Raw genomic sequence first — 15,266 nt, forward strand, 5'->3', positions numbered from 1 at the left:
TCAAGGCTCTCTCCTTATTAACTTAAGCGAATAATTGTCAATACAGCCCCCGGTGTAGTCGTTGACAATGTCGCAATAGCAATTAAACCAAATAACTGCAAACTTATAGTCGCTCCTGCTGGAATATTTGCAATAACCGTAGCGCTAAACGCAGTTGTAGCTACTGCTGGTGAATTAACAGTTCCAGACAAAGCAGTTCCATTAACAATAATTTGCGAACTTACTAATAGCGAAGCAGTTATATTAATTGTATATGAAATATAGTAATTGCCTGCATTTGCAACTGTAAATACCGTATTAGCACCATTTACCGTAATTCCCGGTCCAATATTTTGGTTATTTGGCAAAGGAACATTCGTCCCCCCTAAAAGAACCGATATAGCTGTTCCAGATGTATTATTAGCAAAAGCATACGTAGCCGTTGTACTAACTCCAGTCGTCCCGGTACTTCCTGTTGAGCCGGTACCACCCGTCGGACCAGTGCTTCCTGTTGGACCCGTACTTCCTGTCGCTCCCGTACTTCCCGTTGCTCCGGTATTTCCTGTTGGACCTGTATTTCCCGTTGCTCCCGTACTTCCTGTTGCTCCCGTACTTCCTGTTGCTCCCGTACTTCCTGTTGGGCCTGTATTTCCTGTTGCTCCCGTGCTTCCCGTTACTCCCGTACTTCCCGTTGGGCCGGTACTTCCTGTTGGACCGGTACTTCCTGTTGGACCAGTGTCTCCGGTTGCTCCCGTATTTCCTGTTGATCCTGTACTTCCCGTTGGACCTGTGCTTCCTGTCGGGCCGGTGTTTCCTGTTGGACCGGTACTTCCTGTTGCCCCAGTATCTCCCGTTGGACCCGCGCTTCCCGTCGCCCCAGTATTTCCTGTTGGACCGGTGTCTCCGATTGCTCCCGTACTTCCTGTTGGACCGGTATTTCCTGTTGCTCCCGTACTTCCTGTTGCTCCCGTATTTCCTGTTGCTCCCGTACTTCCCGTTGCCCCAGTATTTCCTGTTGGACCGGTGTCTCCGGTTGCTCCCGTACTTCCTGTTGGACCCGTGCTTCCTGTTGAACCGGTATTTCCTGTTGCTCCCGTACTTCCTGTTGCTCCCGTACTTCCCGTTGCCCCAGTATTTCCTGTTGGACCGGTGTCTCCGGTTGCTCCTGTTGCTCCTGTTGCTCCTGTTGCCCCAGTATCCCCCGTTGGACCCGTGCTTCCTGTTGCCCCAGTATCTCCCGTTGGACCCGTGCTTCCCGTCACTCCGGTACTTCCCGTTGCCCCAGTATTTCCTGTTGGACCGGTGTCTCCGGTTGCTCCCGTACTTCCTGTTGGACCCGTGCTTCCTGTTGAACCGGTATTTCCTGTTGCTCCCGTGCTTCCCGTTACTCCCGTACTTCCCGTTGGGCCCGTACTTCCTGTTGCTCCCGTACTTCCTGTTGCTCCCGTATTTCCTGTTGCTCCCGTACTTCCTGTTGGACCCGTGCTTCCTGTTGCTCCGGTATTTCCTGTTGCTCCCGTACTTCCTGTTGCTCCCGTATTTCCAGTTACTCCCGTACTTCCCGTTGCTCCTGTATTTCCGGTTGGACCTGTGACTCCTGTTGGGCCTGTATTTCCTGTCGCTCCCGTACTTCCTGTTGCTCCCGTATTTCCTGTTGGACCTATATTTCCCGTTGCTCCCGTACTTCCTGTTGCTCCCGTATTTCCTGTTGCTCCCGTACTTCCTGTTGCTCCCGTATTTCCTGTTGCTCCCGTACTTCCCGTTGAACCAGTATTTCCTGTTGGACCGGTGTCTCCGGTTGCTCCTGTTGCCCCAGTATCCCCCGTTGGACCCGTGCTTCCCGTCGCTCCGGTACTTCCTGTTGCTCCCGTACTTCCCGTTGCCCCAGTATTTCCTGTTGGACCAGTGTCTCCGATTGCTCCGGTATTTCCGGTTGCTCCTGTACTTCCCGTTGCTCCTGTATTTCCGGTCGGACCTGTATCTCCGGTTGCTCCTGTATTTCCGGCTGGACCTGTATCCCCCGTTGCTCCTGTATTTCCCGTCGGACCAGTGTTTCCTGTCACTCCTGTATTTCCCGTTGGGCCCGTGCTTCCTGTGGCTCCTGTATTTCCGGTCGGGCCTGTGACTCCTGTTGGGCCCGTGCTTCCCGTTGCACCCGTGCTTCCCGTCGCTCCTGTATTTCCAGTTACTCCCGTACTTCCTGTTGCTCCCGTATTTCCAGTCGGACCTGTATCTCCCGTTGGGCCCGTGCTTCCCGTCGCTCCCGTATTTCCAGTCGGACCTGTATCTCCCGTTGGGCCCGTACTTCCCGTTGCTCCCGTATTTCCAGTCGGGCCCGTCACTCCTGTGGCTCCCGTACTTCCCGTTGCTCCCGTATTTCCGGTTGGACCGGTGTTTCCCGTCACTCCTGTGCTTCCCGTTGCTCCCTTATTTCCAGTCGGGCCCGTCACTCCTGTGGCTCCCGTACTTCCCGTTGCTCCCGTATTTCCGGTTGGACCTGTATCTCCTGTTGCTCCCGTACTTCCCGTTGCTCCTGTATTTCCGGTTGCTCCTGTATTTCCGGTTGCTCCTGTATTTCCGGTTGCTCCTGTATTTCCGGTTGGACCTGTATCCCCCGTTGGGGCCGTATTTCCCGTTGAACCAGTGTTTCCTGTCACTCCTGTACTTCCTGTTGCTCCTGTATCTCCCGTCGGGCCCGTCACTCCTGTTGCACCCTTACTTCCCGTTGGACCTGTATCTCCCGCTGCACCCTTACTTCCCGTTGGACCTGTACTTCCTGTCGCTCCCGTACTTCCTGTCGCTCCAGTTATCCCTGTCATTCCAGTTGGCACTGGAGGAAAAGTTGGGCCGACAAGATCTGGCGATATTTTAAAATTAGAATTTATCGACGCTTGTATTTTTTGTTTTCCATCATTTTTCCCCACCACTTCCACCCCCTCAAAAGCAAACTACAGCTGCCAAATATGTTCTATATAAAAATTCACCCTCCATTTGAATTGTATTTTCTAAAACTGTCTCCAATACTACTTTTAAAACAATTCCTGCTATTTTTATGTAACACAAGTTCTTCTTCTAAATAAAAACTCCCCTATTATTTTAGGGGAGTCCTGCAACTGAATCTGTATTATCCGTATTTGGTGCTGCTTGCGTAGTACTCGACGCATTTGCACTTTGGCCTGTATTCCCTCCTGTTAAAGTACTAGCAGAAATACCTCTCGTATATGTTGTCGTCACACTATCCCCCGGTTGTAAACAAAGCTTCGTCTCAGTCCCTATTATCGTAACAACATCAATACAAGTTGGACCTGTTGAACCACTATACGTTTTCGAAGCAGTAAACGAAGTATCACTCAAATTATCACCCGTAAATATATTCCCAGTATTATTAACAATAATAAACTCTTTAATATGTGCAGGCATAACTACACTCTACCTTTCCTTTATGAACCTAACGTACGTGTACTCGTCGCTAACGGTGGAATAAACACCGATGTTACAGGTACAACTGCTGCCATTCGTTTTCCATTTAAAAATGTCGCCGTGCTAGAACCACCCGCACCTGTATATATTTTTGCTACAGCGAAAGGTGCTAAATTATAACAATCACCTACATTAACAGCCCCTGTATTATTTATAATTTTTATTTTACGCATGTTAATGCTCATTCATCTCAACCTCCCTTTCATATACTCTATGCAAAATAAAAAAAACTTGAAACAAACACGTTTCAAGTTTTTTTAGCTAATTATTTAGTTTCACCTTCATATTGAAGCATACCGCCAACCATGTTCACTGTTTTAAATCCTTGTTCATTTAAATAATGGCATACATTTTCACTGCGCATTCCCGAACGACAAATAAAGATATATTCATTCTCTTTTTCAAAGAAATCTACTTTATTTGGAATATCACCCATTTTAATATGTACAGCTTCTGGAATTTTCCCTGCCGCTACTTCTTCATCTTCCCTTACGTCTACTAAAAATAACGTTTCTCCATTTTCTAAACGCTCTTGCACTTCTTCTGTAGTAATTGTTTTAACTTCTGTCATATGTCGTTCCTCCTTATATACAATAAACCCTTTAGTTTCTTCTTTAAACAACCATTTCTAATCAATTTTAGCATGCGAAAGAAAGAACGCAAAGAACCGAGAATTTATTTCTCAATTTTCTCGCAAAACTTATTCTTTACAAACATAACTCGTGCATTGTATCCTCAATATACTTGTTTTATGAAAGGAGCCAGTTAAAATGACACTTTTTCTTTTCATTATGGGTATCATTTTCTTAATTTCTGCGGTCATTGCTCTTAGTATGAAAAATAATAAAAAGATAAAATCCCCTCAAGAAATGTCATTCTTATTTCTATTACTTAGTATAGCTTTCTTTGGTTTATCAATCGCTTCATATATTTTCCGTCTGCAAATTATGTAAAAAAGGTGCCTATTATAAACAATGCACCTTTTCCACATTAATTATTTTCTACACAAAACTAGATACTTTCCGATTTAAAAACTCATACACTTTCTTTTCAAATAAATGAACATCTAACGCTCCTGCCATATGCCCATTTATACTTTCTATTTCATATACTTCTGCGTACTTCCCCTGCTTTTGCAAAAAATCTACCATTCTATAATTGTAACGAGATGGTTGAAGTAAATCTTGTTTGCATGGAATCATGAGTACATTCGCTTCAATCTTAGAAAGAGCCTCTTCTAAGGAAGAAAAACCATGTGCAATATCATGTAATAAGACTGCTTTCGCAGTGTACATCCATGAATTTGCATCTACTAAATCTATACTTTTACATGTCACTTTATTTATCTCTTTCTCAAATGATGTTAATACAGAAAATTGTTGATAAGGTTCCATTTCTATACTGTTCCGCGGGAATGCTGTTTCATAAAAATGTTCATCAAATGCATTCATAAACATCATTTTATTCGCTAAATGAAGCCCCTTCATTGGTTGCTCCTCTCCGTACTTTCCGCCTTTCCAATCTGGATCAAGCTGAATTGCTTCGATCGCATTTTGCGCTACATTTCCCGACGTTATAATTGGATTTTGCGGATTCGTAATAACTCCAATCATTCGTTCTACCTTATGAGGATAGTGGACAGCCCATTGCTGCGCAATCATCCCACCTGCCGATGGCCCGATTACAGCATGTAACCTAGCGATCCCCATATCTTTTATTAACTCATATTGCATCCGTGCTACATCTAAAAATGTGAAAACTGGAAAATCCATCGCATACTCAAAACCAGTCATCGGATTTATCGATTTCGGTCCCGTTGTAATCACATATGGGTTCTTCACTTGTACATTACAAAGGTTATCAGTACATATAATGAAATATTTATTTGTATCAATTGCTTTCCCAGGTCCAATTAATCCATCCCACCAACCAGCCCCCTCATCATGCTCTGTATATTTTCCTGCCGCATGACTTGTTGCACTAAAATAGTGACAAACCAAAATCGCATTTGATCTTTCTCTATTTAAAGTACCATACGTCTCATACCCCATTTGAACAGGAATCTCCCTACCATTTTCAAACACAAACTCTTTTAAAACAAACTTCTCCTTTTTTACAATTTGCACAGACTCGCCTTCTTCCCGTCATATTATGAACTGCTTACTAAAGGGTTTTTTCTATGCAAACCAATCTCCTCCTTCTTTTCATAAATAAATGAATAATATACAAAATTAGCCACAAAATAGCACTATATTACACAATTAAAGAGGGCATACATATGATTTGGAATTGGCTACGTAAGAAAAAAAAATCAAATACAACAGAGAAAGACGAAACAGATAACTCGGAGCAACAACCTAGTAATCAAGAGGATGATAACAAAGAACAGACTAGAAGTATGAAACATAATAAAGGTAGCAATGGCGAGCAAAAAAAAGAAGAAAACAAGGATTCTGCTCAAGAACAGCAGCAACATTCTAAACAAGACGAATCAGCTCAGGATCAGCAACAACATTCTAAACAAGACGAATCTTCCCAGGATCAACAGCAACATTCTAAGCAAAATGATTCTGCTCAAGATAAGCAACAAAGTACTAAGAAAGAAGAATCTTCTCAAAATCAGCAGCAAAATAACTCAGCCCAAGATCAACAACAAAGCTCTAAACAAGATGATTCTGCTCAAGATAAGCAACAAAGTACTAAGAAAGAAGAATCTTCTCAAAATCAGCAGCAAAATAATTCAGCCCAAGATCAACAACAAAGCTCTAAACAAGATGATTCTGCTCAAGATAAGCAACAAAGTACTAAGAAAGAAAAATCTTCTCAAAATCAGCAGCAAAATAACTCAGCCCAAGATCAGCAACAAAGCTCTAAACAAAATGATTCTGCTCAAGATAAGCAACACTCCGGAAATAATAGTATTTATGATTTTACGAAACCAGGAAAAGACCGTATTCATTCTCTACAAGATTTAATAGAGAAGCTGAAAAGGTCTAGTGATTTTGTTAATTATCACACCTCTGACGATGAAACGATGCCTTATTGGATTTCTTACTATCGTCCTTCACTTGATGGTGAGAAATTACAAAAGTATTTAATGCCTACTCTTTTAGAACGACCTAACGCTTCGCTAGAAGAGCTGAAAGAACATATTCCGATGAGTGGTATCACAATTACGAATGACTTACAAAAAATTGAGGACATGGTTTTAAAAGGACATGCGATTATTCAATTGAACCAGCAAGATCAAAAATGTATGCTTGCAAACATTGCAATTGATAATTATCGTGCACCAACTCCTCCTTTAAATGAATCGACTGTTATCGGTCCTCAAGAAGGTTTCGTAGAGGATATTGATACAAATATTAATTTAGTCCGAAAACGTCTTCCTGTTTTAGATTTACAAACAAAAGAAATGATTGTCGGCGAATTTTCAAAAACAAAAGTTGTCATGATGTATTTAGACAACCTTGCTGAAAAAGATAATGTAGATTTTCTAGAAGAGTCTTTACGTGCTCTTGAATATGATCAAATTAATGATAGTGCTTATATACAAGAATTGATGGGAGAAAAGTCGATTTTCCCTCTCTATATCAATACAGAACGCACTGATAGAGTTACAAAAGCACTAATCGATGGGAAAATCGCTATTTTTGTTGATGGCTCTCCAAGTGTTTTACTAACACCTGTATCATATTTCGATTTTTTCATTTCACCTGAAGACTACAACGTCTCTTGGCTATATGCTACATTTTCAAGGATTTTACGCCTTATCGCCGTTCTATTCTCGATATGCGCTACACCGTTATACGTTGCAGTTTTAAATTACCATTATGAACTCATTCCGAGTGATTTACTTGAAACTTTAATTTTATCAAGAGCACAAGTACCATTCCCACCTTTAATTGAAGCACTCTTTTTAGAACTTGCAATCGACTTACTGAGAGAAGCTGGTGCGAGGTTACCGATGAAAGTTGGTCAAACGCTCGGTATTGTAGGCGGTATCGTAATCGGGCAAGCATCTGTACAGGCTGGTTTAACGAGTAATATTTTATTAATTATCGTTGCCTTATCAGCACTCGCTTCCTTTATTACACCTATTTACAAAATGGGTAACGCTGTTCGATTACTACGTTTTCCATTTCTTATCTTTGCCGAAATAGGAGGTCTCTTCGGGATTTCTCTTGGGTTTATCTTTTTATTTACTCATCTATTTAGACTTACTTCCTTACGTAAGCCGTACGCTTTGTTTTATCCGACAAGACAACAATCCGTTAAAGATTCTTGGATCCGTTTTCCATTAACAATGATTGATACAAGAGATGTGCAAGCAAGACCACAACATGTAAAAAAAGCAGCGAAAGGAATTTCAACAAAACATAGATCGGACTTTGATGATTAAGAAATGAGGTGCATTCGATGAGTAAAGTTCAAGAAAAATATCAAATATCTCCTGCCTTTGTTTTCTTCTTAATTCACGGTGCACAGTTTGGTGCTGGCGTTCTCGGTTTCGCTCGGATTATTGCAAAAGCTGCTGGATACGATGGATGGATAGGAGTTATTATCACAGGAATTGGTATCCATATTCTTATATGGATGATGTATTTTTTATTAAGGGAAACAAACGGGAATTTAATTGACTTACATCGGCAAACATTTGGAAAGTGGCTAGGGAATGGCTTTAATATCATCTTTGCAGCTTATTTTTTAATCGTCAGTATTTCCGTCATTCGAACATACGTTGAAATTATTCAAGTATGGATGTTCCCTACCGCTTCCACCTTTATGTTAACAATCTTTTTATGCTTAGTTAGTTATTACATTATTTCTTCTGGATTTCGTGTCATTACTGGCATTTGCGTCATCTCTGTTGGTGGTACACTAGGATATTTACTTCTTAGCTTATTCGTTTTGAAATACTCACATTGGGATAATTTACTTCCTATATTCACACATTCTTTTTCAGATATTTTAAAAGCCGCCAATCTGTCAATCTACAGTATGACAGGCTTTGAGATTTACCTCATGGTTTATCCATTTGTGAAAAAACCTATGCAATCTCATAAATACGCTCAATACGGGGCATTATTTTCAAATCTTCTATATTTATTTAGTACCCTTTTAGCCTTTGCGTTTTTTAGTGAGAAACAATTGTTAAAAACGATATGGTCACAACTTTCTATGACCCAAGTCATTCAATTACCATTCATAGAAAGGCTAGAATATATTGCAATTTCAGGCTATGCACTTGTTATTATTACAAGTTTCATCCTCCCCTTATGGGCGGCAACGAGAGCAACGCACGAAATATTCCGTGTAAAACAAAGAGGTGTTTTACTCGCTTTTATCCTTATCACTCTCATTGTTTCACAACTTTTAACAAACAGACATGATATTAATAACTTTATTAGTAATGCATCAAAAGTTAGTTTTTGGCTCATTTATGTATACATCCCAATCCTATTTATTATTGTGTGGGTGAAAAGAAAATGGAAAAAATCAAAAGCAAATTAATACTTATTTCTTGTATAGCACTCTTCAGTCTAACTGGATGTTTACAAAAAAATATTATCGACGATGTACAACTTATTCAAGGAACCGTTTTTGATGTAGCAAAAGATAATAAAGTAAAAGTGACATTCGTTTGTCCCATTCAGAAAAAAGGTAATAAAGTTCAAGTTTTTGAAGGCAGCGCAAATGCGGTAAAACAAGTAAAAGCAGATACATCTTTAGAGTCTTCTCAACCTTTTGCTAGCGGACAAATGCGGGTCGCTCTATATACTATAAGACTTGCCAAAAAAGGAATGTCTACTTCATTCGATACATTACTTCGAGATGTAAATATAGGGAACGCTTTATATGTCGGCTTATTAGAGGGGAATGGTACTGAACTTTTAAAAGGAAAATATACGACTTCATACAACGTTGCAATTTATATTAAAAAGTTGTTAGAACATAATATGGAGACCGGTCCTTTACCAACGGATAATCTGCATGTAGGAGCATTCCGTTATTATCAAGAAGGGCAAGACTACTATATTCCAATTTTAAAGAAACATGGTGATAAAATAAAAATTAACGGAATTGGTCTTTTTAAAAAGGATAAGTATATCGGTAAAATCGCGGAAAAAGATATGTTCATATTTAAAGGACTATTAGAGAAACACAAATTAGATTCTCACGAATTTAAAACAGATTCTGCGTACGTAATGATTAATAATATTCGTTCTGTTCCAACTTACGATATAAAAATTAAAAACGGGAAGCCTTCTTTTTTCATTCACGTTCATCTTGATGCACGTATTCAAGAACTATCGAAGCAAATTAACTTAGAAAATAACAAGAACACAAAAAAAATTGAAAAAAATGTCCAAAAACAATTGGATGTACAGGCTACCAAATTAATTAAGCAGTTTAAATCTTTAAACATCGATCCTCTCGGGCTAGGTGCAAAGTATAAGCAACATTATCGCCCATTCAAATTAGAAGAATGGAGACAAATGTATAAAGATGTTCCGGTTCATATAAAATACACCGTAAATATTACAAATTCTGGTGTAATTGAATGAGAAATGATTGAACTCCTCTCTCCAGCATGATACAACGGAGAGAGGAGTTTTTTATTACCAAATAGAGAGAGAAGATATTTACGGGGGAGCTTATGTCTAAAAAATTAGTAAAGCCTATTTTAAATGGTATTTTATTTCTCGGCGTCTTTTTATTTGCTCATACATACTTAAAAAATGTTTCTTTTACACGTTATTTATTTGTCGTTATACCGATGCTACTCATCGGAATATTTAGTATCGATCTTGTTTTATCCATTTTAATTAAGAAAGAAGAATAACGAGCGAACATCTTATTTCTCATAAGATGTTCTTTTTATTTAATAACTACCTTATGTTACAATAAACTTCGGCATAACGTAAGAAAGGATGAAACAACATGACAAACGAAAAAGGTTTAGATAAAGGGTACGAACTTGTTGCGAAAATGCACGAAGTATTCGGACATCCTGTGACAAACACTCCAACAAAACTAACAGAAGAGCGTGCAAAAATTCGTGCAAGTTTTATGCAAGAAGAGCTAGAAGAATTTCTAGAAGCAACGACTGTTGAAGATCAATATGATGCACTTATTGACCTTATTTACTTTGCATTCGGAACGTTTGCAGAAATGGGCGTACGTCCAGATAAAGGATTTGAAATTGTAAACAATGCCAACATGGCAAAACTATTCCCTGATGGAAAGCCTCGATTCCGTGAAGGCGATGGCAAAATTTTAAAACCAGAAGGATGGCAAGCACCTGAACCACAACTTCGTGCTGAAATTGAACGCCAGCGTCAAGAGGCGGAAAAAAACTGCTAGGATCTCCTAGCAGTTTTTTATTATGTCTTTTTTCACCGATATATTTTTCACGTAATTCATTAATGACCCGCGTGTCCTGCTGCTCCTGCAATACCAGCTGTTCCTGCTGCCGTCCCTGCTCCTGCTCCAACTCCACCAGTCCAAGGCTGTTGTTGTTGCTGATATTGTTGATATTGTTGTTGCTGTTGACCTTGGTGTTGCTGCTGACCTTGGTGGTGATGTTGACCATGGTGGTGATGTTGACCGTGGTGACCATGATGATGACTTTGATGAGTTTGATAAAGGACAGCCTGCGGATGAACTTGGTGATGGCCTTGGTGATGTACTTGTTGCTGATGTTGGCCTTGGTGATGATGTTGACCGTGGTGGTGATGTTGACCGTGGTGATGATGTTGACCGTGGTGACCATGATGAGTTTGATGAGTTTGATAAAGGACAGCCTGTGGATGAATTTGGTGTTGGCCTTGGTGATGTACTTGTTGCTGATGACCATGGTGCTGTTGATGGCCATGATGCTGTTGATGGCCATGATGCTGCTGATGGCCGTGATGCTGTTGATGGCCATGATGTTGATGATGACCGTGGTGCATATGATGACCGTGATGCTGTTGATGGCCATGATGTTGATGATGACCGTGGTGCACATGATGACCGTGAACACCTTGAGGAACGCCGCCGACTCCACCAGCTACAACACCGACGCCAGTTGGTACAGGAAATCCTGTTTGTACACCTCCCACAACAGATGGAAATGTAGTTGGCATACCTACAGGCACTCCTCCTTGTGCTCCTCCTACGAAAGAAGGGAATGTAGTTGGTACACCTACTGGAATTCCAGTTTGTGCGCCAGCCACTGATGTCGGGAATCCTCCTGTTAGTGTTGGCATTCCAGTTTGCATGCCAGCCACTGATGTCGGGAATCCTCCTGTTAGTGTTGGCATTCCAGTTTGCATGCCAGCCACTGATGTCGGGAATCCTCCTGTTAGTGTTGGCATTCCAGTTTGCATGCCAGCCACTGACGTCGGAAATCCTCCAGCGGCTCCTCCCATCCAACTTGGGATTCCGCCATATCCGTGTTGACCATCTCCTCCCATGAACATCATTTGTCCATAACTATCCGATACACCTCCGAAGAAGCCATGTGGTGCATTATTGTCCATCCCTTTCATTCCTTTCACCTCTTCTGCTCAATTTAACCTACCTTTTTTATCATATTTCCTATAGAAGAATAGGTGTTTGTCTATATGGGAATTCCGCACCTTTTTCTTCGTTCTTCATTCATGATAGGATTAATGGACTGATTATTTTTCTTTCACTTGAAAGGGGGCATTTTCTTTGGAGAACGTAACAAAGGCTTCAATCGACGATTTAGGTTCAATTGTTCATATAGATATGGATGTAATTGGAAACGATAGTAGACGAAATTATATTAAACACGCTATTGATGCAGGAAACTGCATAATTACAAAAGAGGACAATTCCATTTCTGGTTTTCTAACATACGATACAAATTTCTTTGATTGTACTTTCCTCTCATTAATAATTGTTTCGCCAGTCAAAAGAAGGAGAGGTCATGCAAGCTCATTAATCTCATATATGTTAAGGCATTCCCCTACTCAAAAAATCTTTTCTTCAACGAACGAGTCGAATGAAAGTATGCAAAAAGTGTTTAAAGCGAACGGTTTTATACGCAGTGGAATAATTGAAAACCTAGATGAAGGTAATCCAGAACTTATTTTTCACGCAAAAAAACTCAGAGCATAAATGCTCTGAGTTTTTCTTTAAAATGAATTAGTTTGCAACAACGTTAACAAGTTTTCCAGGAACAACAATTACTTTACGAACTGTTTTCCCTTCAATTTGTTCTTTGATTGCCTCAAGTGCAAGTTGTTCCATTTCTTCTTTTGATGCGTCTTTACTCATTGTTAGTTTTGCGCGAACCTTGCCCATAATTTGAACAACGATTTCAACTTCATCTTCTACAAGTTTAGACTCATCAAATGTTGGCCAGCTTGCATATGTGATTGTTTCACTGTATCCAAGTTTGCTCCATAGCTCTTCCCCGATGTGAGGTGCAACTGGTGCAATCATTTTTACGAAACCTTCTACATATTCTTTCGGAAGTGTTTCAGCTTTGTATGCATCGTTGATGAATACCATCATTTGAGAAATCGCTGTGTTGAAGCGAAGCTCTGCATAGTCTTCTGTTACTTTCTTCACTGTTTGGTGGTAAGCTTTTTCAAGATCTTTGTTTGGTGCATCAGTAATTTTCTCACTTAATTCACCGTTATCTTGAATGAATAGGCGCCATACGCGGTCTAGGAAGCGACGAGCTCCGTCAAGACCATTTTCAGACCAAGCAATTGAAGCATCTAATGGTCCCATGAACATTTCGTATAGACGAAGTGTATCTGCACCGTGGCTTGCTACGATATCATCAGGGTTTACAACGTTACCTTTTGATTTACTCATTTTCTCGTTGTTTTCACCTAGAATCATACCTTGGTTGAATAATTGTTGGAACGGTTCTTTCGTTGGAACTACACCGATATCATATAATACTTTATGCCAGAAACGAGCATATAGTAAGTGAAGTACTGCGTGCTCTGCTCCGCCGATATAAATATCAACTGGAAGCCATTGTTTTACTTTTTCAGGGTCTACAAGTGCTTCGCTATTGTTTGGATCGATGTAGCGTAGGTAGTACCAGCAGCTACCAGCCCATTGTGGCATTGTGTTTGTTTCACGACGACCTTTTTTACCAGTTTCAGGATCAACAACATTTACCCACTCTTCAATGTTAGCTAGTGGTGATTCACCTGTACCTGAAGGACGGATGTTTTCTGTTTTTGGAAGAACTAATGGTAATTCTTCTTCTTTCACAGCTGTCATTGTGCCATCTTCCCAGTGGATTACTGGAATTGGCTCACCCCAGTAACGTTGACGGCTGAATAACCAGTCACGTAGACGGTACGTTACTTTTTGATTTCCTGCGCTCGTTACTTCAAGCCATTCAATCATCTTTACGATTGCTTCTTCTTTATTTAAACCATCAAGGAATGCTGAGTTTACGTGTGCACCATCACCTGTGTACACTTCTTTCGTAATGTCTCCGCCTTTTACAACTTCTTTCATTGGAAGATTGAATACTGATGCGAATTCATAATCACGCTCATCGTGAGCTGGAACTGCCATTACAGCACCTGTTCCGTAAGTTGCAAGAACGTAATCAGCGATCCAGATTGGTAATTTCTCACCGTTTACTGGGTTAACTGCGTAAGCACCAGTGAATACACCAGTTTTCTCTTTCGCAAGTTCTGTACGCTCTAAATCGCTCTTCATTTTAACAGAGTTAATGTAAGCTTCTACAGCTTCTTTTTGATCTGCTGTTGTAATGTCTGCAACAAGAGCATGCTCTGGAGCAAGTACACAGTATGTTGCACCAAATAATGTATCAGGACGCGTTGTGAAAACTGTGAATTTCTCGTCTGTACCGTCAATGTTGAAGTGTACTTCTGCACCTTCAGAACGACCGATCCAGTTACGCTGCATATCTTTTAAGCTTTCTGGCCAATCAAGCTCATCAAGATCTTCTAATAGACGATCTCCGTAAGCTGTAATTTTTAACATCCACTGTCTCATCGGACGACGTTCAACTGGATGCCCACCACGCTCACTCTTACCGTCAATTATTTCTTCGTTCGCAAGTACTGTACCAAGTGCTGGGCACCAGTTTACAGGTACTTCATCAACGTAAGCTAAGCCTTTTTCAAATAATTTTAGGAAGATCCATTGTGTCCACTTGTAGTAGTTTGGATCTGTTGTATTTACTTCACGATCCCAATCATAAGAGAAGCCTAATGCTTTAATTTGATTACGGAACGTATTAATATTAAGCTCTGTAAATTCTGCCGGGCTGTTTCCAGTATCAAGTGCATATTGCTCTGCTGGAAGACCAAATGCATCCCATCCCATTGGATGAAGAACGTTATATCCTTGCATACGCTTCATACGAGATAAAATATCTGTCGCTGTATAACCTTCTGGATGACCTACGTGTAAGCCTGCACCTGATGGATATGGGAACATATCTAGCGCATAAAATTTTGGTTTTTCTGTCTCATCTGGCGTACGGAATGTTTTATTCTCTTCCCAATGACCTTGCCACTTCTTCTCAATTTCTTGATGATTAAAGCTCATGAGATACCCTCCTTGAAATTCTATTTATTTTCACCGCCCAAAATACAAAAAACCTCTCATCCCTAGAAAGGGACGAGAGGTTATAGATTCCCGCGGTACCACCCTAAATTAATGTAATATATACATTCGCTTAGATCCGTAACGTGGATTAACGGCAATTGCTACTATTAGTTTCACAACTGCAACTCAAAGGCGAGTTCATAACGAAACGTGGATTGACTTGCACCGACCGTCAACTC

The 15,266-nt window shown here is 40.5% G+C and carries 14 protein-coding genes and 1 other annotated feature (1 of these 15 only partly in view); of the genes, 7 read left to right on the forward strand and 7 right to left on the reverse strand.

Annotated features, from left to right (window positions below):
• Positions 1-17: 17 nt before the first annotated feature.
• From ACP6L7_RS20505 to ACP6L7_RS20520, 4 genes are all read right to left on the reverse strand, one after another.
• Entirely contained in the window at positions 18-2,903 is a 2,886-nt protein-coding gene (locus tag ACP6L7_RS20505; protein WP_430529364.1) for a beta strand repeat-containing protein, read from the reverse strand.
• 172 nt (positions 2,904-3,075) lie between these two features.
• A complete protein-coding gene (locus ACP6L7_RS20510) occupies positions 3,076-3,399 on the reverse strand; it encodes a hypothetical protein (RefSeq protein ID WP_097829625.1) in 324 nt (107 codons plus the stop codon).
• 20 nt (positions 3,400-3,419) lie between these two features.
• Positions 3,420-3,644 (reverse strand): spore germination protein, encoded by a 225-nt coding sequence (locus tag ACP6L7_RS20515; RefSeq protein ID WP_097829624.1) that lies wholly within the window; start codon positions 3,642-3,644, stop codon positions 3,420-3,422.
• 80 nt (positions 3,645-3,724) lie between these two features.
• Positions 3,725-4,030, reverse strand: coding sequence for a rhodanese-like domain-containing protein (locus ACP6L7_RS20520; protein ID WP_000141214.1), 306 nt, complete (start codon positions 4,028-4,030; stop codon positions 3,725-3,727).
• Between the two features lie 199 nt (positions 4,031-4,229).
• Between ACP6L7_RS20520 and ACP6L7_RS20525 the strand changes: the two genes are divergently transcribed.
• Positions 4,230-4,412, forward strand: coding sequence for a hypothetical protein (locus ACP6L7_RS20525; RefSeq protein WP_000171885.1), 183 nt, complete (start codon positions 4,230-4,232; stop codon positions 4,410-4,412).
• Positions 4,413-4,460: 48 nt separating this feature from the next.
• On the opposite strand, the gene ACP6L7_RS20530 is transcribed toward ACP6L7_RS20525, so the two are convergent.
• Positions 4,461-5,585, reverse strand: coding sequence for a homoserine O-acetyltransferase family protein (locus ACP6L7_RS20530; protein WP_097829623.1), 1,125 nt, complete (start codon positions 5,583-5,585; stop codon positions 4,461-4,463).
• Between the two features lie 152 nt (positions 5,586-5,737).
• Here ACP6L7_RS20530 and ACP6L7_RS20535 point away from each other — a divergent pair, with 152 nt between their 5' ends.
• The 5 genes from ACP6L7_RS20535 to ACP6L7_RS20555 all read left to right on the forward strand — a co-directional run bounded on the left by ACP6L7_RS20535 (position 5,738) and on the right by ACP6L7_RS20555 (position 10,827).
• Complete coding sequence (locus tag ACP6L7_RS20535) at positions 5,738-7,861, forward strand: spore germination protein (protein WP_097829622.1); 2,124 nt, start codon at positions 5,738-5,740, stop codon at positions 7,859-7,861.
• 17 nt (positions 7,862-7,878) lie between these two features.
• Positions 7,879-8,973 carry a spore germination protein gene (locus tag ACP6L7_RS20540; RefSeq protein ID WP_097829621.1) on the forward strand — a complete coding sequence of 365 codons (1,095 nt, stop codon included), beginning with the start codon at positions 7,879-7,881 and terminating at the stop codon, positions 8,971-8,973.
• A complete protein-coding gene (gene gerHC, locus ACP6L7_RS20545) occupies positions 8,949-10,028 on the forward strand; it encodes a spore germination protein GerHC (RefSeq protein WP_097829620.1) in 1,080 nt (359 codons plus the stop codon). Before ACP6L7_RS20540 ends, gerHC begins: the two co-directional genes overlap by 25 nt.
• A gap of 92 nt (positions 10,029-10,120) precedes the next feature.
• On the forward strand, positions 10,121-10,306 hold the full coding sequence (locus ACP6L7_RS20550; RefSeq protein ID WP_097829619.1) for a hypothetical protein: 186 nt from the start codon (positions 10,121-10,123) through the stop codon (positions 10,304-10,306).
• Positions 10,307-10,404: 98 nt separating this feature from the next.
• Entirely contained in the window at positions 10,405-10,827 is a 423-nt protein-coding gene (locus tag ACP6L7_RS20555; protein WP_000180554.1) for a pyrophosphohydrolase domain-containing protein, read from the forward strand.
• Between the two features lie 59 nt (positions 10,828-10,886).
• Here ACP6L7_RS20555 and ACP6L7_RS20560 read toward each other — a convergent pair whose 3' ends face one another.
• Positions 10,887-11,996 (reverse strand): VrrB protein, encoded by a 1,110-nt coding sequence (locus ACP6L7_RS20560; RefSeq protein WP_430529365.1) that lies wholly within the window; start codon positions 11,994-11,996, stop codon positions 10,887-10,889.
• 166 nt (positions 11,997-12,162) lie between these two features.
• Between ACP6L7_RS20560 and ACP6L7_RS20565 the strand changes: the two genes are divergently transcribed.
• Positions 12,163-12,591, forward strand: coding sequence for a GNAT family N-acetyltransferase (locus ACP6L7_RS20565; protein WP_141533502.1), 429 nt, complete (start codon positions 12,163-12,165; stop codon positions 12,589-12,591).
• A gap of 27 nt (positions 12,592-12,618) precedes the next feature.
• Here the strand turns inward: ACP6L7_RS20565 and leuS are convergent, their stop codons facing one another.
• Positions 12,619-15,027 carry a leucine--tRNA ligase gene (gene leuS / locus ACP6L7_RS20570; RefSeq protein WP_097829617.1) on the reverse strand — a complete coding sequence of 803 codons (2,409 nt, stop codon included), beginning with the start codon at positions 15,025-15,027 and terminating at the stop codon, positions 12,619-12,621.
• A gap of 65 nt (positions 15,028-15,092) precedes the next feature.
• Positions 15,093-15,266, reverse strand: a binding site (T-box leader) (it continues 45 nt past the right edge of the window).

Source organism: Bacillus silvicola (genome assembly GCF_050524305.1).
Lineage (GTDB): Bacteria > Bacillota > Bacilli > Bacillales > Bacillaceae_G > Bacillus_A > Bacillus_A cereus_AT.

Coding starts and splice junctions, on each gene's coding strand:
- ACP6L7_RS20555 (WP_000180554.1), top strand. CDS start 10,405: ATGACAAACGAAAAAGGTTTAGATAAAGGGTACGAACTTGTTGCGAAA.
- ACP6L7_RS20550 (WP_097829619.1), top strand. CDS start 10,121: ATGTCTAAAAAATTAGTAAAGCCTATTTTAAATGGTATTTTATTTCTC.
- leuS (WP_097829617.1), bottom strand. CDS start 15,027: ATGAGCTTTAATCATCAAGAAATTGAGAAGAAGTGGCAAGGTCATTGG.
- ACP6L7_RS20520 (WP_000141214.1), bottom strand. CDS start 4,030: ATGACAGAAGTTAAAACAATTACTACAGAAGAAGTGCAAGAGCGTTTA.
- gerHC (WP_097829620.1), top strand. CDS start 8,949: ATGGAAAAAATCAAAAGCAAATTAATACTTATTTCTTGTATAGCACTC.
- ACP6L7_RS20525 (WP_000171885.1), top strand. CDS start 4,230: ATGACACTTTTTCTTTTCATTATGGGTATCATTTTCTTAATTTCTGCG.
- ACP6L7_RS20510 (WP_097829625.1), bottom strand. CDS start 3,399: ATGCCTGCACATATTAAAGAGTTTATTATTGTTAATAATACTGGGAAT.
- ACP6L7_RS20515 (WP_097829624.1), bottom strand. CDS start 3,644: ATGAGCATTAACATGCGTAAAATAAAAATTATAAATAATACAGGGGCT.
- ACP6L7_RS20560 (WP_430529365.1), bottom strand. CDS start 11,996: ATGAAAGGGATGGACAATAATGCACCACATGGCTTCTTCGGAGGTGTA.
- ACP6L7_RS20535 (WP_097829622.1), top strand. CDS start 5,738: ATGATTTGGAATTGGCTACGTAAGAAAAAAAAATCAAATACAACAGAG.
- ACP6L7_RS20540 (WP_097829621.1), top strand. CDS start 7,879: ATGAGTAAAGTTCAAGAAAAATATCAAATATCTCCTGCCTTTGTTTTC.